General features: G+C 64.8%; 16 protein-coding genes. 11 read left to right on the top strand and 5 right to left on the bottom strand.

Going from position 1 to position 21,428, the window contains the following annotated elements:
- Positions 1-49 precede the first annotated feature (49 nt).
- From G9473_RS14630 to rpoB, 4 genes are all read right to left on the bottom strand, one after another.
- Positions 50-490 (bottom strand): DNA-directed RNA polymerase subunit beta', encoded by a 441-nt coding sequence (locus G9473_RS14630; protein WP_291134314.1) that lies wholly within the window; start codon positions 488-490, stop codon positions 50-52.
- Positions 491-678: 188 nt separating this feature from the next.
- Positions 679-4,965, bottom strand: a complete 4,287-nt coding sequence (rpoC, locus tag G9473_RS14625; protein WP_291134313.1) for a DNA-directed RNA polymerase subunit beta' — start codon at positions 4,963-4,965, stop codon at positions 679-681.
- 3 nt (positions 4,966-4,968) lie between these two features.
- Positions 4,969-5,220 (bottom strand): hypothetical protein, encoded by a 252-nt coding sequence (locus G9473_RS14620; protein ID WP_291134312.1) that lies wholly within the window; start codon positions 5,218-5,220, stop codon positions 4,969-4,971.
- Positions 5,221-5,223: 3 nt separating this feature from the next.
- Positions 5,224-9,426, bottom strand: coding sequence for a DNA-directed RNA polymerase subunit beta (gene rpoB, locus G9473_RS14615; RefSeq protein ID WP_291134310.1), 4,203 nt, complete (start codon positions 9,424-9,426; stop codon positions 5,224-5,226).
- Between the two features lie 486 nt (positions 9,427-9,912).
- Here rpoB and G9473_RS14610 point away from each other — a divergent pair, with 486 nt between their 5' ends.
- From G9473_RS14610 to G9473_RS14560, 11 genes are all read left to right on the top strand, one after another.
- Positions 9,913-10,059 carry a hypothetical protein gene (locus G9473_RS14610; protein WP_291134308.1) on the top strand — a complete coding sequence of 49 codons (147 nt, stop codon included), beginning with the start codon at positions 9,913-9,915 and terminating at the stop codon, positions 10,057-10,059.
- 16 nt (positions 10,060-10,075) lie between these two features.
- Positions 10,076-10,624, top strand: coding sequence for a DUF2975 domain-containing protein (locus tag G9473_RS14605; protein WP_291134305.1), 549 nt, complete (start codon positions 10,076-10,078; stop codon positions 10,622-10,624).
- The gene (locus G9473_RS14600) at positions 10,624-10,878 is read left to right on the top strand and encodes a helix-turn-helix transcriptional regulator (RefSeq protein WP_291134304.1); all 255 of its coding nucleotides are present in this window, start codon (positions 10,624-10,626) and stop codon (positions 10,876-10,878) included. Before G9473_RS14605 ends, G9473_RS14600 begins: the two co-directional genes overlap by 1 nt.
- Before the next feature lie 68 nt (positions 10,879-10,946).
- A complete protein-coding gene (locus G9473_RS14595; protein ID WP_291134302.1) occupies positions 10,947-11,201 on the top strand; it encodes a hypothetical protein in 255 nt (84 codons plus the stop codon).
- Between the two features lie 292 nt (positions 11,202-11,493).
- Positions 11,494-12,009 (top strand): 50S ribosomal protein L10, encoded by a 516-nt coding sequence (gene rplJ / locus G9473_RS14590; RefSeq protein ID WP_291134300.1) that lies wholly within the window; start codon positions 11,494-11,496, stop codon positions 12,007-12,009.
- Positions 12,010-12,081: 72 nt separating this feature from the next.
- Positions 12,082-12,462 (top strand): 50S ribosomal protein L7/L12, encoded by a 381-nt coding sequence (rplL, locus tag G9473_RS14585; RefSeq protein WP_291134297.1) that lies wholly within the window; start codon positions 12,082-12,084, stop codon positions 12,460-12,462.
- A 120-nt stretch (positions 12,463-12,582) separates the two neighbouring features.
- A complete protein-coding gene (locus G9473_RS14580; protein WP_291134295.1) occupies positions 12,583-13,974 on the top strand; it encodes an MATE family efflux transporter in 1,392 nt (463 codons plus the stop codon).
- A 146-nt stretch (positions 13,975-14,120) separates the two neighbouring features.
- Entirely contained in the window at positions 14,121-14,408 is a 288-nt protein-coding gene (gene groES / locus G9473_RS14575; protein ID WP_034906569.1) for a co-chaperone GroES, read from the top strand.
- Between the two features lie 53 nt (positions 14,409-14,461).
- Positions 14,462-16,111 (top strand): chaperonin GroEL, encoded by a 1,650-nt coding sequence (groL, locus tag G9473_RS14570; RefSeq protein WP_291134290.1) that lies wholly within the window; start codon positions 14,462-14,464, stop codon positions 16,109-16,111.
- A 159-nt stretch (positions 16,112-16,270) separates the two neighbouring features.
- Positions 16,271-18,109 carry a DUF885 family protein gene (locus tag G9473_RS14565; RefSeq protein ID WP_291134288.1) on the top strand — a complete coding sequence of 613 codons (1,839 nt, stop codon included), beginning with the start codon at positions 16,271-16,273 and terminating at the stop codon, positions 18,107-18,109.
- Between the two features lie 57 nt (positions 18,110-18,166).
- Entirely contained in the window at positions 18,167-18,574 is a 408-nt protein-coding gene (locus tag G9473_RS14560) for a host attachment protein (RefSeq protein ID WP_291134285.1), read from the top strand.
- Positions 18,575-18,877: 303 nt separating this feature from the next.
- Here G9473_RS14560 and G9473_RS14555 read toward each other — a convergent pair whose 3' ends face one another.
- Complete coding sequence (locus tag G9473_RS14555; RefSeq protein WP_291134282.1) at positions 18,878-21,172, bottom strand: DUF305 domain-containing protein; 2,295 nt, start codon at positions 21,170-21,172, stop codon at positions 18,878-18,880.
- Positions 21,173-21,428: the final 256 nt, after the last annotated feature.

Raw genomic sequence — 21,428 nt, 5'->3', positions numbered from 1 at the left:
GAGGTGTCGCGTGCGGCAAGCGATTGAGCGCTCTTACCCGACCGGATAGTCAGGCGGCGCGCATTTCGGCGGAAAGCAGCGCCAGCGTTCCGTCCCAGAGGCGGTCGATCCTCTCGGGACGGACGAGCCCCGCGAGGCTCGCAACGAAGCCGTCCCGGTCGCAACCCGCCGCCGCTTCGAGCATGGCGGCGATCGTGGCCTCGTCATGGGTGAGGTGGCAGCAGCAGAAACGCGATACCTGGACGTTTTCGGGCCAGCTAGCGGCAATGGCCTGCGAGAGCGCGAGCGCCTTGGCCGCGATCTCGACCCCGCCGAGCCGCAAAGTGAGTTCAGGCACGGGATCGCGCCGCACCCGTTCATGGGCCGCTATGAGCCGGAGCGAATAGATGAAGCGTGCGGCAAAGGGGCCCTGCGCATCGAGCCGGACGGGCCGGGCGAGCTGATCGATGAGGGCCTGTGTCCTTGCGGTGGGGGTGCGGTGCTGGGCCATGAACTCTTTTCTCCATCTCAATCGACTCACTCCTGACATTTTTGCGAGTGATTTGCAATCGCAAATTGTCTCACTCCCTTGGACGGCGGATGAATGAACAAGGTCAACAAAAACCCCGCCCGAAGCGCAATGCTTCGGGCGGGGTCTTTCGTTCGAGCCGGCAGCCCCGGCGGTCCGGAACGCCGAGCTTATTCTTCGGCCGAAGCCTCCGGGGAACCGCCGCCCATCGCAGCCTTCATCGCTTCCTCGCTGGGAACCGCATCGGCTTCAGGCTCTTCCTCGACGGCGCCCGCTGCAGCAAGCGCTTCCTGCTGCTTCTTCCAGGCCGCCTTGAGCGCCGCGTCGCGGCTGGAGGCGGTGACGCGCATCCGGTTCATCGCTGCGCCGGTCCCGGCGGGGATGAGACGGCCCACGATCACGTTCTCCTTGAGGCCGATCAGCGTGTCCTTCTTGCCCTCGACCGAAGCCTGGGTAAGCACGCGGGTCGTCTCCTGGAAGGATGCGGCCGAAATGAAGCTGCGGGTCTGCAGCGACGCCTTGGTGATGCCGAGCAGGACCGGCTTGCCTTCCGCCGGCTGCTTGCCCTTGGGAAGCTTGGCGTTGATCTCGAGCATTTCGGCGAGGTCGACCTGTTCGCCCGGCAGCAGCGTGGTGTCGCCGCCTTCGGTGATCTCGACCTTCTGCAGCATCTGGCGAACGATCACCTCGATGTGCTTGTCGTTGATCTTCACGCCCTGGAGACGATAGACTTCCTGAATCTCGTTGACGAGATATTCGGCCAGCGCCTCGACGCCCAGCACCTCGAGGATGTCGTGCGGGTTGGGCGAGCCGGAAATGAGGGTGTCCCCCTTCTTCACGAAGTCGCCTTCCTGCACGTCGATCACCTTGGTCTTGGGGATCAGGTATTCCACCGGATCACCCTCCTCCGGGACAATCGCGATCTTGCGCTTGGCCTTGTACTCGCGGACGAATTCGATCTTGCCCGAAATCTTGGCGATGATCGCGTTGTCCTTGGGCAGACGCGCCTCGAACAGCTCCGCCACCCGCGGCAGACCGCCGGTGATGTCGCGGGTCTTGGCAGCCTCGCGGCTCGCACGGGCAAGGATGTCGCCCGCCTCTACCGTCTGGCCGTCCTCGACCGAGAGCGTCGTGCCAGGGGCCAGCATATAGCGCTGCGCCTCGGTCTCGCCGTCGTCGGTCTGGCCTTCGCCGAGAAGGGTAAGGCGCGGGCGCAGATCTTCCTTCTTCTTGCGGCCCGTGGCCCGGTTCTCGGTCACGACACGCTGGGCGATGCCGGTCGCATCGTCGGTCTGCTCCTCGAGCGTGGTCCCTTCGACGAGATCCTTGTAATGCACGACGCCCGAATATTCGGTGATGATCGGCAGGGTGAACGGATCCCACTCCGCCAGCCGGTCGCCTTCCTTGACCTGGTCGCCATGCTTGAAGTGCAGCACGGTCCCGTAAGGAACCTTGTGCATCTCGCGCTCGCGCCCCTCGGCGTCGATCACCGCGATCTCGCCATTGCGGGCGAGGCTGAGGATGCGGCCCTTCTTGTCGGTGATGGTCGGCATATCGCGCAGTTCGACGCGCCCGTCCGAGATCGCCTCGAGGTGCGAGGTCTCGTTGAGCTGCGCCGCGCCGCCGATGTGGAAGGTCCGCATGGTCAGCTGCGTGCCCGGCTCGCCGATCGACTGCGCCGCGATGACGCCGACGGCTTCGCCGATGTTCACCGGCGTGCCGCGGGCAAGGTCGCGCCCGTAGCAGGTCGCGCAGACGCCCTGCTCCGCCTCGCACACCAGTGGCGAGCGGATCTTGGCCGACTGCACTTCGGCGGCCTCGATGTCCTTGACCATCGGCTCGTCGATCAGCGTGCCGGCCTTGACGATGACTTCGCCGGTGGCCGCGTTGACGATGTCTTCGGCAACCGTGCGGCCGAGGATGCGCTCGCCGAGCGAGGCGATCACCGAGCCGCCCTGCACGATCGCGCGCATTTCGAGCGCGTTCTCGGTCTTGCAGTCGGTCTCGACGATCGTGCAGTCCTGCGAAACGTCGACGAGACGACGCGTCAGGTAGCCCGAGTTCGCCGTCTTGAGCGCGGTGTCGGCAAGCCCCTTGCGCGCCCCGTGTGTCGAGTTGAAGTATTCAAGGACGTTGAGACCTTCCTTGAAGTTCGAGATGATCGGGTTTTCGATGATCTCGCCCGAAGGCTTGGCCATGAGGCCGCGCATCCCGGCAAGCTGCTTCATCTGGGCGGGCGAGCCGCGCGCGCCCGAATGGCTCATCATGTAGATCGAGTTGATCTCGGCCTCGCGCCCGTCCTCGTCGATCGGGGTGGCCTTGATCCGCTCCATCATTGCCTCGGCAACCTGGTCGCCGCAGCGGCTCCAGGCGTCGATCACCTTGTTGTACTTTTCCTGCTGGGTGATGAGCCCGTCCTGGTACTGCTGTTCGTACCCGGCGACGAGTTCCTTGGTCTCCTCGACCAGCTTCTCCTTCGCCTCGGGGATGATCATGTCGTCCTTGCCGAAGCTGATGCCCGCCTTGAAGGCGTGACGGAAGCCGAGGCTCATGATCGCGTCGGCGAACAGCACCGTGTCTTTCTGCCCGGTGTGGCGATAGACCTGGTCGATGACGTCGCCGATCTCGCGCTTGGTCAGCAGGCGGTTGACGATGTCGAAGGGCACCTTGTGGCTCTTCGGCAGGCATTCCCCGATCAGCATCCGGCCCGGCGTGGTGACGAAACGCTTCATCACGACATTGCCGTCCTCGTCGGCCTGCGGCACGCGGGCGATGATCTTGGTGTGCAGCGTAACCGACTTGACCTCGAGCGCCTGGTGCACTTCGGCCATGTCGGAGAAGCGCGGCAGCTTCTCGACCTTCGTCCCGTCCTCTTCCTCGATGAATTCAGGCGTCTTCTCCTGTCGCTCCATCGACAGGTAGTAGAGGCCCAGCACCATGTCCTGCGAGGGCACGATGATCGGCTTGCCGTTGGCGGGCGAGAGGATGTTGTTGGTGCTCATCATGAGCACGCGCGCTTCGAGCTGGGCTTCGAGGCTGAGCGGCACGTGGACCGCCATCTGGTCGCCGTCGAAGTCCGCGTTGAAGGCCGAGCAGACCAGCGGGTGAAGCTGGATCGCCTTGCCCTCGATCAGCACAGGCTCGAATGCCTGGATGCCGAGACGGTGGAGCGTCGGCGCGCGGTTGAGCAGCACCGGGTGCTCGCGGATGACCTCGTCGAGGATGTCCCAGACTTCCTTGCGCTCCTTCTCGACCCACTTCTTCGCCTGCTTGAGGGTCATCGACAGACCCTTGGCATCGAGGCGGGCGTAGATGAACGGCTTGAACAGCTCGAGCGCCATCTTCTTGGGCAGGCCGCACTGGTGCAGCTTGAGTTCGGGGCCGGTCACGATGACCGAACGGCCCGAATAGTCGACGCGCTTGCCGAGCAGGTTCTGGCGGAAGCGGCCCTGCTTGCCCTTGAGCATGTCGGACAGCGACTTCAGCGGGCGCTTGTTCGCCCCGGTGATGACGCGGCCGCGGCGGCCATTGTCGAACAGCGCGTCGACCGCTTCCTGCAGCATCCGCTTTTCGTTGCGCACGATGATGTCGGGCGCGCGCAGTTCAATCAGGCGCTTCAGGCGGTTGTTGCGGTTGATGACGCGGCGGTATAGATCGTTGAGATCGGATGTCGCGAAGCGGCCACCGTCGAGCGGGACAAGCGGGCGCAGTTCCGGCGGGATGACCGGGATAACCTCGAGGATCATCCATTCCGGGCGATTGCCGGATTCGATGAAGCTTTCGACGACCTTCAGCCGCTTGATGATCTTCTTGGGCTTGAGCGCCGACTTGGTGGTGGCCAGCTCTTCGAGAAGGTCCTCGCGCTCCTGTTCGAGGTCGAGGTCCATGAGCATGGTCTTGACGGCCTCGGCGCCGATATCGGCACTGAACGCGTCCTCGCCATATTCGTCCTGCGCTTCGAGCAGTTCATCCTCGGTCAGAAGCTGGTACTTCTCAAGCGGGGTGAGGCCCGGCTCGATCACGACGTAGCTTTCGAAATAGAGGATACGCTCGAGCTGCTTGAGCTGCATATCGAGCAGCAGGCCGATGCGGCTCGGCAGCGACTTCAGGAACCAGATATGCGCGACGGGCGCTGCCAGTTCGATGTGGCCCATGCGCTCGCGGCGGACCTTGGTCACGGTCACTTCGACGCCGCACTTTTCGCAGACGACGCCCTTGTACTTCATGCGCTTGTACTTGCCGCACAGGCACTCGTAGTCCTTAACCGGACCGAAGATGCGCGCACAGAAGAGGCCATCACGCTCGGGCTTGAACGTGCGATAGTTGATCGTCTCGGGCTTCTTGATCTCGCCGAAGGACCAGGACCGGATGCGCTCGGGCGAGGCGATGCCGATCTGGATCTGGTCGAAGGTTTCCGGCTTCGCGAGCTGGTTGGTGAATTTTGTCAGTTCGTTCATGACTTAGTTCCCGTTGGGGGTTTGGGTGCCGCTCTTCGTCCATTCGCCATCTTTTTGGCTCATCGAGAGAAATGCACATCCCATTAAAAACAATCCGATCGCGGCGATGAGAAGTCCGGCGATGCTCAACCAATCGCTATCGGCGTGGTTGGCGAGGAGAAGTCCCATGAATGGGAGCGTGACCGTCGCAATCGCCAAAATTCTGGCGCGAGAGACAGTGACGCTCTCATTGAGTTCCTTGCCGAACAAGCGCATCGCTTACTCCGCCGCCTCCAGCATCTCGCCGTCGTCATCCTCGTCGTCCGAGAGCGACTTCAGTTCGACATTCAGACCCAGCGAGCGCATTTCCTTGACGAGCACGTTGAAGCTCTCCGGAATGCCCGCCTCGAAGGTGTCGTCGCCCTTGACGATCGCTTCATAGACCTTGGTGCGGCCGACCACGTCGTCGGACTTCACCGTCAGCATTTCCTGCAAGGTATAGGCCGCGCCGTAGGCCTGGAGCGCCCAGACCTCCATCTCCCCGAAGCGCTGGCCGCCGAACTGCGCCTTGCCGCCCAGCGGCTGCTGGGTGACGAGCGAGTAGGGGCCGATCGAACGCGCGTGGATCTTGTCGTCGACGAGGTGGTGGAGCTTCAGCATATAGATGATGCCCACGGTCACCTTGCGGTCGAACGCTTCGCCCGTACGTCCGTCATAAAGCACCGACTGGCCCGAGGCATCGATCCCGGCCTTCACCAGCATATCCGCCACGTCCGGCTCGCGCGCGCCGTCGAAGACCGGAGTCCCCATCGGAACGCCTGCGGTCAGGTTGCCCGCGAGTTCGACGATCTGCTCGACCGAACGGCTCTCGATGTCCTCGACATAGCTCTCGCCATAGACGTCCTTCAGCCGGTCGACGACCGCCTGCGGGGGCTTGGCATTCGCATAGTCTTCCTCGGCGTTCGGGTTCTCCGCGCGCCACTTCTCGAGCTCGTCCCTGATCTGCATCCCCAGCCCGCGCGCGGCGAAGCCGAGATGCGTCTCGAAGATCTGCCCGACGTTCATGCGCGAAGGCACGCCCAGCGGGTTGAGCACGAGGTCGACCGGAGTCCCGTCCTCGAGGAACGGCATATCCTCGACCGGCAGGATGCGCGAAATCACACCCTTGTTCCCGTGACGACCGGCCATCTTGTCGCCCGGCTGCAGCTTGCGCTTCACCGCGACGAAAACCTTGACCATCTTGAGCACGCCCGGGGCGAGTTCGTCGCCGCGTTCGAGCTTTTCCTTGCGGTCCTCGAACTTGGCATCGATCAGCGCCACGGCTTCGTCGTATTGCGACTTCACCGCTTCGATCTGCGCCTGGCGATTGTCGTCGGCGACCGCGAACTTGAACCATTCGTGGCGATCGACTTCCTCGAGCACCTCCTCGGTGATCTCGACGCCCTTCTTCACGCCCTTGGGAGCCGCGCTGGCGGTCTGGCCGAGCAGCATATCCTTCAAGCGGTTGTAGGTCGCCCGGTTCAGGATGTTGCGCTCGTCCGCCGCGTCCTTGCGCAGGCGTTCGATTTCCTCGTTCTGGATCGCACGGGTACGGTCGTCGATCTCGATCCCGTGGCGGTTGAACACCCGGACCTCGACCACCGTGCCGGCCACGCCCGGCGGCAGGCGCAGCGAGGTGTCGCGCACGTCGCTCGCCTTTTCGCCGAAGATCGCGCGCAGGAGCTTTTCCTCCGGCGTCATCGGGCTTTCGCCCTTGGGCGTGATCTTGCCGACGAGGATGTCGCCCGGGTGCACTTCCGCGCCGATGTAGACGATGCCCGCCTCGTCGAGGTTGCGCAGCGCTTCCTCACCGACATTGGGGATGTCGCGGGTGATGTCCTCCGGCCCGAGCTTGGTGTCGCGGGCCATGACCTCGAATTCCTCGATGTGGATCGAGGTGAACACGTCGTCCTTCACGATGCGCTCGGAGATCAGGATCGAGTCCTCGTAGTTGTAGCCGTTCCACGGCATGAAGGCGACGAGGCTGTTCTTGCCCAGCGCCAGTTCGCCGAGATCGGTCGAGGGGCCGTCGGCGATGATGTCGCCGGCCTCGATCACCTCGCCCACCTTCACCAGGGGACGCTGGTTGATGCAGGTATTCTGGTTCGAACGCTGGAACTTCTGCAGCGTGTAGATGTCGACGCCCGACTGGCCGGGTTCGACATCGCCGATCGCGCGGATGACGATACGGGTCGCGTCGACCTGGTCGACGATCCCGCCGCGCTTGGCCGCGATCGCCGCGCCGGAATCGCGCGCCACGGTTTCTTCCATGCCCGTGCCGACCCACGGCGCTTCGGCCTTGACCAGCGGCACCGCCTGGCGCTGCATATTCGAGCCCATCAGCGCGCGGTTGGCGTCGTCGTTCTCGAGGAAGGGAATCAGCGAAGCCGCGACCGAGACGAGCTGCTTGGGGCTCACGTCCATCAGCGTGATCTGGTCGCGCGGCGCCATCAGGTTGTCGCCCGCATGGCGCGCGGAGACGAGTTCCTCGACGAAGCTGCCGTCCTCATTGAGCTCGGCCGATGCCTGCGCGACGGTGTGCTTCTGCTCTTCCATCGCGGAGAGGTAGATCACCTCGCTCGTCACCTTGCCGTCGACGACCTTGCGATAGGGGGTTTCGATGAAGCCGTACTTGTTCACCCGGCTAAAGCTTGCCAGCGAGTTGATGAGGCCGATGTTCGGGCCTTCCGGCGTTTCGATCGGGCAGATGCGGCCATAGTGCGTCGGGTGGACGTCGCGCACTTCGAAGCCTGCGCGCTCACGCGTGAGGCCGCCCGGGCCGAGCGCCGAGACGCGGCGCTTGTGGGTGACTTCGGAAAGCGGGTTGGTCTGGTCCATGAACTGCGAAAGCTGCGAGGAACCGAAGAACTCGCGCACCGCGGCAACGGCCGGCTTGGCGTTGATGAGGTCGTTCGGCATCACGGTCGACACGTCGACCGAGCTCATACGCTCCTTCACCGCGCGTTCCATGCGCAGCAGGCCGACGCGGTACTGGTTTTCGAGCAGTTCGCCGACCGAACGCACACGGCGGTTACCGAGGTTGTCGATGTCGTCGACTTCGCCCTTGCCGTCCTTGAGGCCGACAAGCTCCTTGACCACGGCGAGGATGTCTTCCTTGCGCAGGGTCGTCACCGTGTCTTCGGCGTCGAGGCCGAGGCGCATATTGAGCTTCACCCGGCCCACGGCCGACAGGTCATAGCGTTCGGAATCGAAGAAAAGGCCCTCGAACAGAGCTTCGGCCGTTTCCTTGGTCGGCGGTTCGCCCGGGCGCATCACCTTGTAGATCGCCTCGAGACCCTCGTCGCGGTTCTCGGCCTTGTCGGCCTTGAGCGTGTTGCGGATCCACGGTCCGGTGTTGATCTCGTCGATGTCGAGCAGTTCGACCGTGTCGATCCCGGCGGCATCGAGCGTCTCGATGTGCTCGAGCGTCACCTCGTCGCCCGCCTCGATGTAGATGCGGCCCGTCGCCTCGTCGATCATGTCGCGTGCGGCGTAGCGGCTGACGATTTCCTCGGTCGGGAGGAGCAGTTCGGCAAGGCCGTCCTTGGCCGCCTTGTTCGCGGCGCGCGGGGAAATCTTCTGGCCGGCGGGGAAGACTTCCTCGCCGGTCTTCGCATCGACCAGCGGGAAAGTCGGCTTGGACCCGCGCCACTGTTCGGCGACGAAAGGAATCTTCCAGCCGTCCTTGGCGCGCTCCCAGGTCACCGTGTCGTAGAAATAATGGAGGATTTCCTCGCTATCGAGGCCGAGCGCATAGAGCAGCGCGGTCACCGGAAGCTTGCGCTTCCTGTCGATGCGCACGTTGACGATGTCCTTGGCGTCGAATTCGAAATCGAGCCACGACCCGCGATAGGGAATGACCCGCGCGGCGAACAGCAGCTTGCCCGAGGAATGGGTCTTGCCGCGGTCATGGTCGAACAGCACGCCGGGCGAACGGTGCATCTGCGAGACGATGACGCGCTCGGTGCCGTTGATGATGAAGGTGCCGTTCTCGGTCATGAGCGGCATATCGCCCATGTAGACGTCCTGCTCCTTGATATCGAGGACGGAGCGGGTCTCGGTCTCCTGGTCGACTTCGAACACGATCAGGCGCAGCGTCACCTTCATCGGCGCGGCATAGGTGATGCCGCGCTGGCGACATTCGGTCGTGTCGTACTTGGGTTCCTCGAGTTCGTAATGGACGAAGTCGAGTTCGGCCGTGCCGGCGAAGTCGCGGATCGGGAAGACGGAGCGCAGGGTCTTTTCGAGGCCCGAGACGTATCCAACCGAGGGGTCGGAGCGCAGGAAGAACTCGTAGCTCTCGCGCTGGACCTCGATCAGGTTGGGCATATCGACGACTTCATGGATGTCGCCGAAGATCTTGCGGATCCGCTTTTTCGCGGTGCCCTGTGCCTTGCGGGAGAGGTTCTTGCCCGTGGTGGGAGCCTTCGCCTTGGTTGCCATGGAGGAGATGTGCCTCTTCTTTGTCGGCGCGCGAACGCATGGACGCGCGCGGGTGTGATTCGCTCGGTTCGGGCGGGTGTCATCGGTGCAGGCCCGTCGCGGACGCAAAAGAAGCCGCACCATGCCTCATCCCTTGCGGGAGGCCGGGTGCAGCCGTTCTGAGCGTCGCGAATATCGGTGGCCGCCGCTTCCATTCCTCGAACCGATCCCCGCGCATGAATCGGCCTTGCTCGAAGCGGGCACGAGCGGCGATATAAAGAGCGCCCCCGCAACGGTCAAGCCGAGCTCGAGGGCAAGGCGCGCCGAGCAGGAAATTTCGCCGTCGTCACGGCCATCATGCCGGAAGCACCGCGCGCCGGGAATGGCGGATCGCAGCGAAAAACGATAAGCGGCATATTGCTTTTCAATATTATTGTTTGACAATAAATCGAATCGCTCCTAGATCGGAATTATCGAAACTCGATATGCCCTTTCAAGGAGATCGATATGACCAACACCCTCTCCCATTCGCTCGCCGCCTGCGCGGCGCTTCTTCTCACGCTCGGCTCGATCACGGCGATCACCGTCGTCCCGGAGCCCGTCGCCCTGAGCCTTGCCGCCCCGGCGGGCCAGCCCATGCCCGAACTTGCCTGACGCCGGGAGCAGACAGATGATGAAAGACAGACCCAACGACCTCCTGCTGCTCGCAGGGCAGGTCCTCGCGGTGATCATGCAGATATTCGTGGCGATCGGCGCCGCTGCGGTGGTGATCGCCCTGCCCGTTCTCCTGTTCGCACGCGACGCGATCAATGCCGAGATCGCGGCGGAAATCGGCGAGACAGCGACCGGCCTTCCGATGATGCCGGTTATCGGCCTGCTTTTCGTCGCGCTCGCCCTGCTCGCCATGCTGTTCGTCTTCCTCGGCAAGCTGCGCGCGATCATTGCGACAGTCGGCGAAGGCGATCCCTTCGTGCCCGACAACGCACGGCGGCTGAACCTGATGGCGTGGCTCCTGCTCGCGATCCAGCTGCTCGCCGTGCCCGCCGCCGGTCTCGGCCTGCTGCTCGCCAAATGGGCCGACCAGTTCGAACACCAGGACATCACGATCGATGCCGGGATCGACTTCACCGGGATCCTGATGGTGGTCCTGCTGTTCATCCTCGCCCGCGTGTTCAAGCATGGCGCCGCGATGCGCGAAGATCTCGAGGGGACCGTGTGATGCCGCCCGCCACCGACCCCACCGAAGGAGACGCGATCATGGTCCGCCTCGACGACCTGCTCCACGAACGCCGCATGACGCTGACCGAGCTCGCCGAGCGCGTCGGCCTGACCCTCGCCAACCTGTCGATCCTCAAGACCGGCAAGGCCAAGGCGATCCGGTTCTCAACCCTCGCCGCGATCTGCCGGGAGCTCGACTGCCAGCCGGGCGACCTGCTGACCTATGCCAGCCCGGCCGGGACTGGCGAGGACTGAAGCGCGGAACATCGCCCCGGCCGCACCCGTTGGGACGGCAAGACATTCGTAAGCCAATGGAATATGCGATGAAGACCCTTGCCGTCCCCTCCCTCCTAGCCTCGCTCGCCTGCACCGCCAGCCTTGGCGCCTGTTCGCAGCAGACCGGATCGGACATCATCGACGAACAGGCCGAAGCGACTTCGGACCATGCCGATCTTGCCGAACGCCGCGCCGCCGGGGCGCAGACCGAGGAAGAGGCGCAGGTCTTCGAGGAGCATTCCGACCGGCTCGACGCGCGCGCCCGCGAACTGGAGAAAGAGGCCGACCGGCTGGTCGAGTGATCGCTTGACAATCCGGCCCCGCCCTATAAAGGCCCGCCACGTCCGGCGGGTCTTTTCGCGCCGGGCATCCGTCCGAGACAGTTGGTGACCGGAATTTGCCGGTCTTAATTTCCAGCCTAGACGGGGAAACGAGATTTACCGGCCTCCACTTCTGTTGGCGGCCTTTGGCGCAATGCGCCGCCTCCTTCCCTTGTCAACGGACCTTAAGCCCGTGCCGGCATTCGGTGCGGGCCAATGTGAGCCGGTTGTGCGGGGAGCCATTCCCGCGCGATCACTAGTGAAGGAGTATGGCATGGATCGTTCGCAGAAAACCGAAGCGGTCGCCGAGCTCAACGCGGTCTTCAACGAGGTCGGCGTGGTGGTTGTCACCCGCAACCTCGGCATGACGGTGGCTCAGTCCACCGAACTGCGCAACAAGATGCGTGAAGCGGGTGCGTCCTACAAGGTTGCGAAGAACCGTCTCGCCAAGCTCGCCCTGAAGGACACCGACTATGTCGGGCTCGAGGAATTCCTCTCGGGTCCGACCGCGCTGGCCTGGTCCGAGGACCCGGTCGCGGCCGCCAAGGCCGCCGTCGACTTCGCCAAGTCGAACGAAAAGCTCGAAATCGTCGGCGGTTCGATGGGCACGCAGGTGCTCGACGAAGCCGGGGTCAAGGCGCTCGCCTCGATGCCCAGCCTCGACGAGCTGCGCGGCACGATTGTTGGCCTCATCAACGCCCCGGCGACGAAGATCGCCCAGGTCGTCAATGCGCCCGCTAACAAGCTTGCCCGTGTGTTCGGGGCCTATGCGGCCACCGAAGACGCCTGAGAGACGCTGTTCGCAAGAGACGAAACATCAGGGGCAAACGGAACGCCCCGCCACAATTTGGAGTGAAACATCATGGCCGATATTGCCAAGCTTGTTGAAGAACTGTCGAAGCTCACCGTCCTCGAGGCGGCCGAACTCGCCAAGGCGCTGGAAGAAGAATGGGGCGTTTCCGCCGCTGCTGCGGTCGCCGTGGCTGGCCCCGCCGCTGGTGGCGGCGGCGATGCCGCTGCTGCCGAAGAGAAGGACGAATTCGACGTCATCCTGACCGGCGACGGTGGCAAGAAGATCCAGGTGATCAAGGAAGTCCGCGCCATCACCGGTCTCGGCCTTACCGAAGCCAAGGCGCTCGTCGAAGGCGCGCCGAAGCCGCTCAAGGAAGGCGTCAACAAGGAAGAAGCCGAAGAGGTCAAGTCCAAGATCGAAGCCGCCGGCGGTACCGTCGAGCTCAAGTAAGCTTCGAACTGCTTTTGCAGATCAGGGAAGGGCGGTGCCGGAGACGGCGCCGCCCTTTTCCTTTGCCCGGACGGTTTCGCCTTTCCTCGCCCGCGGCAAGCGCCTATCCGGGCCGGCTTCATGGCGCACATGGCTCATCTCGAAACGCCCGGCTGGGGAGGCGAACTGCGCGCGACGAGCCTGCTCGCCGCGCCGCTCGCGCTCGCCAACCTGCTGCAGATGGCGACCTATATCGTCGATGTCGTCTTCATCGCGCGGCTGGGCGAGGAACAGCTCGCCGCATCGGGCCTCGCGGTAGGGGTCTTCGGCCTCGTGCTGTGGGCGATGACCGCGCTGACGGGCGCGGTCGCGCCGCTCATTGCGGAGGCATTGGGCGCACGCTCTCCTTCCTTCCGCCCGGTGCGGCGCGCGACCCGCATGGCGCTGTGGCTCGCGGTGTGGAGCGGCGTCATCGGCATGGGCCTGTGCCTGCTGCTGGACCCCGTCATGCGGATGTCGGGCCAGCAGGCAGAGATCATCGCGCTCGCCAACAGCTACAACCTCGTGATCATCTTCTCGCTCGTGCCGATGCTGCTCGCGGGCGTGCTGAGGAACTACGTCTCGGCGCTGGGATGGCCGATCGTCGCGACCGCGATCACCGCCTTCGGCATCCCGGTCAACGCGCTTGCCAACTACGCCTTCATCTTCGGCAATCTCGGCGCGCCCGAACTCGGCCTCGTCGGGGCGGCGGTGGCGACGATCATCACCGCGCTGGTGACGCTCGCGGCCTATGTCGTCGTGATCCTCGTCAATCCGGCGCTCGCGCGGTTTCACATCTTCTACCGCTTCTGGCGGCCCGACTGGGCGCGGCTGCGAACGATCGTGCTGATCGGCACGCCGATCGCCCTCACCGTCACCGCCGAGGCGGGCGTGTTCAGCGCCGCGGCCTTCCTGATGGGCCGTTTCGGTGCGGCCGCGCTTGCCGGCCACATAGTCGCGTTGCAGATCGCCGCGCTCGCCTTCCAGGTGCCCTTCGGCGTGGGGCAGGCGGCGACGATCCGTGTGGGCTATTTCTACGGCGCGCGCGACCCGGTCGGCATGGCGCGCAGCGGATGGGTCGCGCTGGCGCTGGGCGCGGGTTTCATGAGCGTCACCGCGAGCCTGATGATCCTCGTCCCCGAGCCGCTGCTGATGATCTTCGTCGATCCCGCAGACCCGGAAAACGCGACGCTGGTGGGCTTCGCGCTGCAGTTCCTCGTCCTCGCCGCCGCGTTCCAGCTGGTCGACGGGGTGCAGGCGGTCGCGGCCGGAGCGCTGCGCGGGCTGCAGGACACGCGCGTGCCGATGTGGATCGCGATCTTCAGCTACTGGGTTCCCGGGTTCGGCGCGGCGGTGTTCTTCGGCTTCTTCACCCCGCTCGCCGAAAGGGGCGTGTGGGTCGGCCTTGCGAGCGGCCTCGCCTGCGCCGCGATCCTGCTGATCGCGCGCTGGGGAAGGCGCGAGAAACTGGGCCTCACGCGGCGGCCCGCCTGAACCGGAAGGCGCCCCGCGGCGCACGTGAATTTTTTTCATGAACCTCGCTTGACTCTGCAGGGGCGCGCAACCAAATGCGCGCCGCTGGCACTCTCGAGGGGAGAGTGCCAACAGACACACCAACCCAAGCAGAAAGGTCATTACCTATGGCATTTCGTCCGCTGCACGACCGCGTTGTGGTCCGTCGCATCGAAGCCGACCAGAAGACCGCAGGCGGCATCATCATCCCCGACAGCGCGCAGGAAAAGCCGAGCGAGGGCGAGATCATCGCCGTCGGCGACGGCGCGCGCGACGACGACGGCGACCGCATCCCGATGGATGTGAAGGCCGGCGACCGCGTGCTGTTCGGCAAGTGGTCGGGCACCGAAGTCAAGATCGACGGCGAAGACCTGCTGATCATGAAGGAAAGCGACATCATGGGGATCATCGGCTGACCGGCCGCCCCTGACCCTTTCCCAATCAACCACGCAATCCAGGAGAAACACCAATGTCTGCCAAGGACGTGAAATTCTCGCGCGACGCTCGCGAACGCATCCTCAAGGGCGTCGACACGCTCGCCAACGCGGTCAAGGTGACGCTCGGCCCCAAGGGCCGCAATGTCGTGATCGACAAGAGCTTCGGCGCGCCGCGCATCACCAAGGACGGCGTCACCGTCGCCAAGGAAATCGAACTCAAGGACAAGTTCGAGAACATGGGCGCGCAGATGCTGCGCGAAGTCGCCAGCAAGACCAACGACCTCGCCGGTGACGGCACCACGACCGCGACCGTGCTCGGCCAGGCGATCGTGACCGAAGGTATGAAGTCGGTCGCCGCCGGCATGAACCCGATGGATTTGAAGCGCGGCATCGATCTCGCCGTCGCCAAGGTCACCGAAGACCTCAAGAAGCGTTCGAAGGACGTCTCCGGCTCCTCCGAAATCGCCCAGGTCGGCGTGATCTCGGCCAATGGCGACAAGGAAGTCGGCGAGAAGATCGCCGAGGCCATGGAAAAGGTCGGCAAGGAAGGCGTCATCACCGTCGAGGAAGCCAAGGGCCTCGAATTCGAGCTCGACGTCGTCGAAGGGATGCAGTTCGACCGCGGGTATCTCTCGCCCTACTTCATCACCAACCCCGACAAGATGACCGTGGAACTGGATAACCCGTATATCCTCATCCACGAGAAAAAGCTGTCGAACCTCCAGTCTATGCTGCCGATCCTCGAAGCGGCGGTGCAGTCGGGTCGTCCGCTGCTCATCATCGCCGAGGACATCGAGGGCGAGGCACTCGCCACGCTCGTGGTCAACAAGCTGCGCGGCGGCCTCAAGGTCGCAGCCGTCAAGGCTCCGGGCTTCGGCGATCGCCGCAAGGCCATGCTGCAGGACATCGCGATCCTGACTAAGGGCGAGATGATCAGCGAAGATCTCGGCATCAAGCTCGAGAACGTCACGCTCGGAATGCTCGGTGAAGCCAAGCGCGTCACCATCGACAAGGACAACACCACCATCGTCGACGGTGCCGGCAGCGAGGACGACATCAAGGCGCGCGTCGCCGAGATCAAGACCCAGATCGAGAACACGACCAGCGACTACGACAAGGAAAAGCTCCAGGAGCGCCTTGCCAAGCTCGCCGGCGGCGTTGCCGTGATCAAGGTCGGCGGTGCGTCCGAAGTCGAGGTGAAGGAGCGCAAGGACCGCGTCGACGACGCGCTCCACGCGACCCGCGCGGCGGTCGAGGAAGGCATCGTCCCGGGCGGCGGCACCGCGCTGCTCTACGCCTCGAAGGTGCTCGACGGGCTCAAGGGCGAGAACGACGACCAGACCCGCGGCATCGACATCGTGCGCCGCGCGATCCTCGCCCCCGTGCGCCAGATCGCCGCGAACGCCGGCCATGACGGCGCGGTCGTTTCGGGCAACCTGCTGCGCGAAGGCGACGAGACGCAGGGCTTCAACGCCGCGACCGACACCTACGAAAACCTCGTCCAGGCCGGCGTCATCGACCCGACCAAGGTCGTGCGCACGGCGCTGCAGGACGCGGCTTCGGTCGCCGGCCTCCTGATCACCACCGAAGCGGCGATCACCGAGGTTCCGGAAGACAAGTCGGCGGCCCCCGCAATGCCCGACATGGGCGGCATGGGCGGCATGGGTGGCATGGGCTTCTAAGCCTCGCTCCCAAGGACGCGAAGAACGACGGGCCCCGGCGCAACCGCGCGCCGGGGCCCTTTTTCGTGGGCCGCGTGCTTCAGTTTCGCGACAGCCGCCGCTTCCTAAGGGCGCGCGAATGGTGCATCAGCGATGCAGACGGATGGAAGGATACCCGGCATGAAGACCACTCTCGCAGCCCTGTTGCTCGCATCAATCGTGTTCGCCGCGCCGCAGCACGCGGTCGCCCAGGAGCCGGGCGTGGAATGCACCGCCAGCGAGACCGAATGCCTTAATGCATGGTTCGAGGAGAAGTGGGAGGAACAGCTCGCCTTCAGCCCGATGATGCAGACCGCGCTGGGGCTCAAGACCGACTACGACAGGATCGACGATTTCAGCGAGGCGGCCCAACTCGAACAGCTCGAATGGATGCGCGCTGCGACTGCGGAGATGGAAGCGACTTTCGATTACGACGCGCTGACGCCCGCGGGCAAGCTTTCGTGGGATATGTGGCGGTTCCGGCTGGAAGAGGCCGAGCGCAATTGGAGGTTCCGCAAGCAGGACTACATCCTTCACCAGATGGGCTCGGCGCAGTCGGGCCTGCCGACCTTCCTTCTGACGCAGCACGCGGTCGAGACCGAAAGCGACATGGAAGCCTTCATCGCGCGGATCGGCGGGATCGGCCGGGCAATGGACCAGCTCCTCGCCCTCGCCCAGCGCAACGCAGCGGCGGGAACGCGCCCGCCGCGCTTCGCCTATGACGCGGTGATCCTTGAATCGAAGAACCTGACGAGCGGAGCGCCCTTCGATGAGGGCGAGCCTTCGGCCATGTGGGAAGGCGTGGAGCGTCACCTTGCCGCGCTTACCGAGGCGGGCGCGATCACCGAGGCGCGAGCGGGCGAGCTGCGCAAAGAGGCGCGCATCGCGCTGCTCGAGGAATTCCGGCCCGCCTACGCCCGCGTCATCGACTGGTTCGAAGCTGACCGTGCCAACGCCGACGAAACGGCGCGCGGGGCCAGCGCCCTTCCGGACGGCGAAGCCTTCTACGCCGCCCGCCTCCAGGCGATGACCACGACCGACCTCTCCGCGGAGGAAATCCACCAGCTCGGCCTCTCCGAGGTCGCCCGCATCCGCGGAGAAATGCTGGCGATCATGGACCAGGTCGGCTTCGAGGGCGACCTGCAGGACTTCTTCGAATTCACCCGCACCGACCCGCAGTTCTTCTTCCCCGACAATGACGAAGGCGCGCAGATGTATATCGACCGCGCCGCCGCCGACATCGCTGCGATCACCGCGCGCCTGCCCGAATTCTTCGGTCGCCTGCCTAAGGCGAAGCTTGAGGTGCGCCGGGTCGAACCCTTCCGCGAACAGGACGGCGCCGCGCAGCACTACAGCCCCGGCACGCCCGACGGCTCGCGCCCCGGCATCTACTACGCGCACCTGTCCGACATGACCGCCATGCCCATCACCGAGCTCGAGGCGATCGCCTATCACGAGGGCAATCCGGGCCACCATATGCAGGTTTCGATCGCGCAGGAACTCGAAGGCGTGCCGAGCTTCCAGTCGCAGGGCGGCTTCATTTCGGCCTTCGGCGAAGGCTGGGCGCTCTATGCCGAGGCGCTCGCCAAGGAGATGGGCGGCTACCAGGATCCCTATTCCGAGTTCGGCCGCCTCTCGAGCGAGATCTGGCGCGCGATCCGGCTGGTGGTCGACACCGGCATCCACGCCAAGGGCTGGAGCGAGGAAAAGGCCGTGGCCTATGCGATGGAAAACTCCCCCACACCCAAAGCCGCCGCGCGCAGCGAGGTGCAGCGCTATTTCGTGCTGCCGGGACAGGCGACCTCCTACAAGATCGGCATGATCCGCATCCAGCAATTGCGCGCCCGTGCCGAGGCGGAGTTGGGCGAGGATTTCGACATTCGCGGCTTCCACGACACCGTGCTGGGCGGCGGGTCGGTCCCGCTTTCACTGCTGGAAAAGCGGGTCGACAACTGGATTGCCGAGGTGAAGGGCGGCTGACTTCCTCGCAACGATCGCGGCGCCTGCGCGTTGGTCGGGTAAAGAGGAGGAAAGTCCATGAAATTACCCGCAAAAGCCCATGTCGCCGTGGTCGACGGAGAAAGCTTCGCCCTGTTCCGCAACGAAGGCCAGATCTTCGAGCCCAAGCTGGCGGCGGAGGACAATCCCAAGCTCGCCGCGACCAATTTCAGCGCCGGGATCCGCCACCAGGACGATCACGGCCAGCGGCTCGGCCGGACCGATCTCAACGAACTCGCCCACGGCGCGGCAGCGGCGGAATGGCTCAACGCGAAGGCCATCGACGGCGACCTGCACGACATACTTGTGATCGCCGATCCCAAGACGCTGGGCGAGATGCGCCAGCATTATCACACCGAGTTGAAAAAGCGCCTCGTCGGCGAGATCGACAAGACGCTCACCAACGTCTCCACCGAAGAGATCGAAAAGGCGATCGAGGCGGCCTGAGCTGCAGCGCCCGGACGCGCCGACCCAACCGGGCGCATCCGGCCCGAGAGCTGCATTTCCTACCCCGCCCCTGCCCGCTAGACCGCGCGCGGCTCTTTGGCATGGTGAGGAGCAAGATTGCGCCCCTTAACGGGGATTCTCGGCGCTCACCCCCAATTGTCCGGAGCGCGCATTTCGCGTTCAGCTGACTGAACGGAAAGGCGGAATCGGCGGAGCGCAAAGGTGACAGGGTGTAACCTTTGTCACCTTTCTCGCCCCCGATCGGCGCGGCGCGTGATCCTCACGCGCCGCGCCGTTCAGGTGTCAGCCGCCCTTGCGGCTCGCCTCGGCCGCCTTGATCGCGGCATCGGACCACGTCACTTCGGTCTGGGTCTGCGGGTTGAAGCGCTCCCCGGCATAGGACGCCGCCTCGGCCGCGGCGATTTCCGCCTCGGTCAGGTGCTCGCTCGGCTCCAATGCGAAGACGTCGATGCCGCGGGTGATCTCGGTCCCGTAGATGCGTCCGTTGTACCAATAGGACGACCAGTAGCCGCCGACGACCATCTGCTCGTCGCTGATCGGGCCGCGGTCGAAGAAGGCGATTTCCTTGGGGTTCGCGCTGTCGGTGAAATCCACCACGCTGATACCGCCCTGGTACCACGACTGCACGAAGATGTCGCGGCCCGGCACGGGGATGATCGAGCCATTGTGCGCGACGCAGTTCTCCATGTCCGTCTGCGGAGCGGGCATCTTGTAATGGCTGCGATATTCGAGCTTGCCGTCAACGATGTCGTAGATCGCGTCGGCGCCCCAGTCGAGCGGGTCCGAAGCACGGCAGCGCGGGCGACCGCCCCCGCCCCATTCGTCGGTGAAGATCACCTTGGTCCCGTCATTGTTGAAAGTCGCCGAGTGCCAGTAGGCGAAGCCCTTGTCGAAGACCGCGTCGATACGCTTCGGGTTATAGGGATCGGAAATGTCCATGAGGATGCCGTTGCCCGAACAGGCGCCGGCGGCGAGGTTCTTGGACGGGAAGACGGTGATGTCGTGGCACTGGTCGGTGCGGCGTGTGTACTGCGTGCCCTCGCCGCTTTCGCCGCCTTTCCACAGGCCCGCGATCTCGCCGGTCTCGTCATCGGCGAAGACGCGGGGCGAGCTGACGATCCGCGCTTTGGACGGGTCGGCGAGCGGGATCTCGATGATGTCGATGCTGAAATAGGCGGTCCGGGTCGAGGCCGGGTTGTCGACGCAGCGGGCAAGTTCCTCGCTGTCGCGCACGCTCGAGGTGCCCGAATTGTAGACGACGATCTTTTCATCGTCCGCGCTGACGATCGAGTGGGTGTGGCTGCCGCGGCAGGTCTGCACCCCGCCGACCTGGCGCGGACGGCGAAGGTCGGAAATGTCGAAGATGCGAAGGCCGCGGAAGCGGTCCTCGCTGACGTCGCCCTCGACCCCCTGGAGGCCGCAATCGACCCGCCCGCGGGTCTGCTCGACGCTCATCACGAGGATGTCGCCGACGACCGAGACGTCGCCCTGCCCGCCGGGACAGACGACCGAGGACATGAGCGCAGGCACGCCGTCCTCGCCGAGCCGGTAGATGTTGAAACCGTGGTAGTTGCCCGCGACCATGATGTCGTCAAAGAACGCCATGTCGGTGTTCGCGAAATCGAGCAGCGGCGAGCGTTCGGCGAACTGGGTGAGGCTCTCTTCCTTGTCCTCCATCCGGGTCGGGGTTTCGTCCTCGCCCTCCTCCGCAGCGGCGGCGGCGACTTCTTCGGCGGCTTCGGCGACGTCCTCGGCGGCCTCCTCCGCTTCATCCTCGCGAGGCGGGATGGCGGGGCGCAGGTCGGCCGGGTTGTCGGGATTGAAGAAGCCGGCGGGCTTCCTCAGGCTGGCGACGAGGCGCAGGTTGGAGATCGCCTCGCCCGCGTCGTCGAAGCCTGCCGCAAGCCCGGCGCGCGGATCGGGCGAAAGGCCGGCGAGCAGGACGTCCATCCGTTCGATCTCGCTTTTCTGGTCGTTTTCGACATCGCCGATGAAGCGGTAGAGGACGGGGTCGGCGGCGCTGCCGGGCTGGGCGAGCAGCTTGTCCACCATGTCGAGCGCGCCTTCGTGGTGGGCGATCATCAGGGTGAGGAACTGGCGGTCGAATTCCGCGCCCTCGGCGGCGGCGAGCGCCTTCATCTGTTCGGGCGTCGCCATGCCCATCATCGCGTGGTGCGCGCGGTGGTCGTGGCCCGCCGGCATCGCCATGTGGAGCGGTTCGCCGCGCGCTTCGAGCCATTCGCGCATGAAGGCCATCTCGTCTTCCTGGCTTGCCTCGATCCGGCCGGCAACGGCGACGATGTCCTCGGTGTTGGTGCGGTCCTTGACCAGCATGGCCATCTCGACGGCCTGGGCATGGTGGACGATCATGTCCTGCATGAACTTGACGTCGGCGCGCGTGTAGCTCGACCCGGCAAGCTTGACCGCTTCTTCCGCCGACAGGTCGCGACTTTCCTGACCCGGCGCGCCGGGCTGAACGATCGGTGCGCTCTGGGCGAAGGCGATAGTGGACGAGCCGACCAGCAGGGCGGCGAGAGTCGTGCGTGCAGCGCGCGCGCGAAAACGGATATTGGTCATGAAGGTCCCCGTGATGAGATGGATTGACGGGCAAACTGCCTTGCCGTGCGACGCAGTCAAGAGGCATCGCCGGGATCGCGCCGTCCATTCGACGAAGGTGGCGCGGGAACCGCCCAACGGCCCGCGGATTGCAAAGGGAAGGAACAGCGCCGCCCGGGTCCGCGTCGCGGCTGGCGCACCATTCGCCGCAGGGGACAGCCATTTGCCCTTGCCGCGGGGAATCGCACCGCCCTAGACAATGGCATTAAGCCCGCGG

This window comes from Erythrobacter sp., from assembly GCF_011765465.1.
Taxonomy (GTDB): domain Bacteria; phylum Pseudomonadota; class Alphaproteobacteria; order Sphingomonadales; family Sphingomonadaceae; genus Erythrobacter.
Note: the sequence above shows the minus strand (reverse complement) of the source record. Positions and strands in the feature narration are given on the sequence as shown.

What these genes read in the sequence shown, in the direction of transcription:
- G9473_RS14630 (WP_291134314.1), bottom strand. Translation starts at nt 490, where the DNA reads ATGGCCCAGCACCGCACCCCCACCGCAAGGACACAGGCCCTCATCGAT.
- rpoC (WP_291134313.1), bottom strand. Translation starts at nt 4,965, where the DNA reads ATGAACGAACTGACAAAATTCACCAACCAGCTCGCGAAGCCGGAAACC.
- G9473_RS14620 (WP_291134312.1), bottom strand. Translation starts at nt 5,220, where the DNA reads ATGCGCTTGTTCGGCAAGGAACTCAATGAGAGCGTCACTGTCTCTCGC.
- rpoB (WP_291134310.1), bottom strand. Translation starts at nt 9,426, where the DNA reads ATGGCAACCAAGGCGAAGGCTCCCACCACGGGCAAGAACCTCTCCCGC.
- G9473_RS14610 (WP_291134308.1), top strand. Translation starts at nt 9,913, where the DNA reads ATGACCAACACCCTCTCCCATTCGCTCGCCGCCTGCGCGGCGCTTCTT.
- G9473_RS14605 (WP_291134305.1), top strand. Translation starts at nt 10,076, where the DNA reads ATGATGAAAGACAGACCCAACGACCTCCTGCTGCTCGCAGGGCAGGTC.
- G9473_RS14600 (WP_291134304.1), top strand. Translation starts at nt 10,624, where the DNA reads ATGCCGCCCGCCACCGACCCCACCGAAGGAGACGCGATCATGGTCCGC.
- G9473_RS14595 (WP_291134302.1), top strand. Translation starts at nt 10,947, where the DNA reads ATGAAGACCCTTGCCGTCCCCTCCCTCCTAGCCTCGCTCGCCTGCACC.
- rplJ (WP_291134300.1), top strand. Translation starts at nt 11,494, where the DNA reads ATGGATCGTTCGCAGAAAACCGAAGCGGTCGCCGAGCTCAACGCGGTC.
- rplL (WP_291134297.1), top strand. Translation starts at nt 12,082, where the DNA reads ATGGCCGATATTGCCAAGCTTGTTGAAGAACTGTCGAAGCTCACCGTC.
- G9473_RS14580 (WP_291134295.1), top strand. Translation starts at nt 12,583, where the DNA reads ATGGCGCACATGGCTCATCTCGAAACGCCCGGCTGGGGAGGCGAACTG.
- groES (WP_034906569.1), top strand. Translation starts at nt 14,121, where the DNA reads ATGGCATTTCGTCCGCTGCACGACCGCGTTGTGGTCCGTCGCATCGAA.
- groL (WP_291134290.1), top strand. Translation starts at nt 14,462, where the DNA reads ATGTCTGCCAAGGACGTGAAATTCTCGCGCGACGCTCGCGAACGCATC.
- G9473_RS14565 (WP_291134288.1), top strand. Translation starts at nt 16,271, where the DNA reads ATGAAGACCACTCTCGCAGCCCTGTTGCTCGCATCAATCGTGTTCGCC.
- G9473_RS14560 (WP_291134285.1), top strand. Translation starts at nt 18,167, where the DNA reads ATGAAATTACCCGCAAAAGCCCATGTCGCCGTGGTCGACGGAGAAAGC.
- G9473_RS14555 (WP_291134282.1), bottom strand. Translation starts at nt 21,172, where the DNA reads ATGACCAATATCCGTTTTCGCGCGCGCGCTGCACGCACGACTCTCGCC.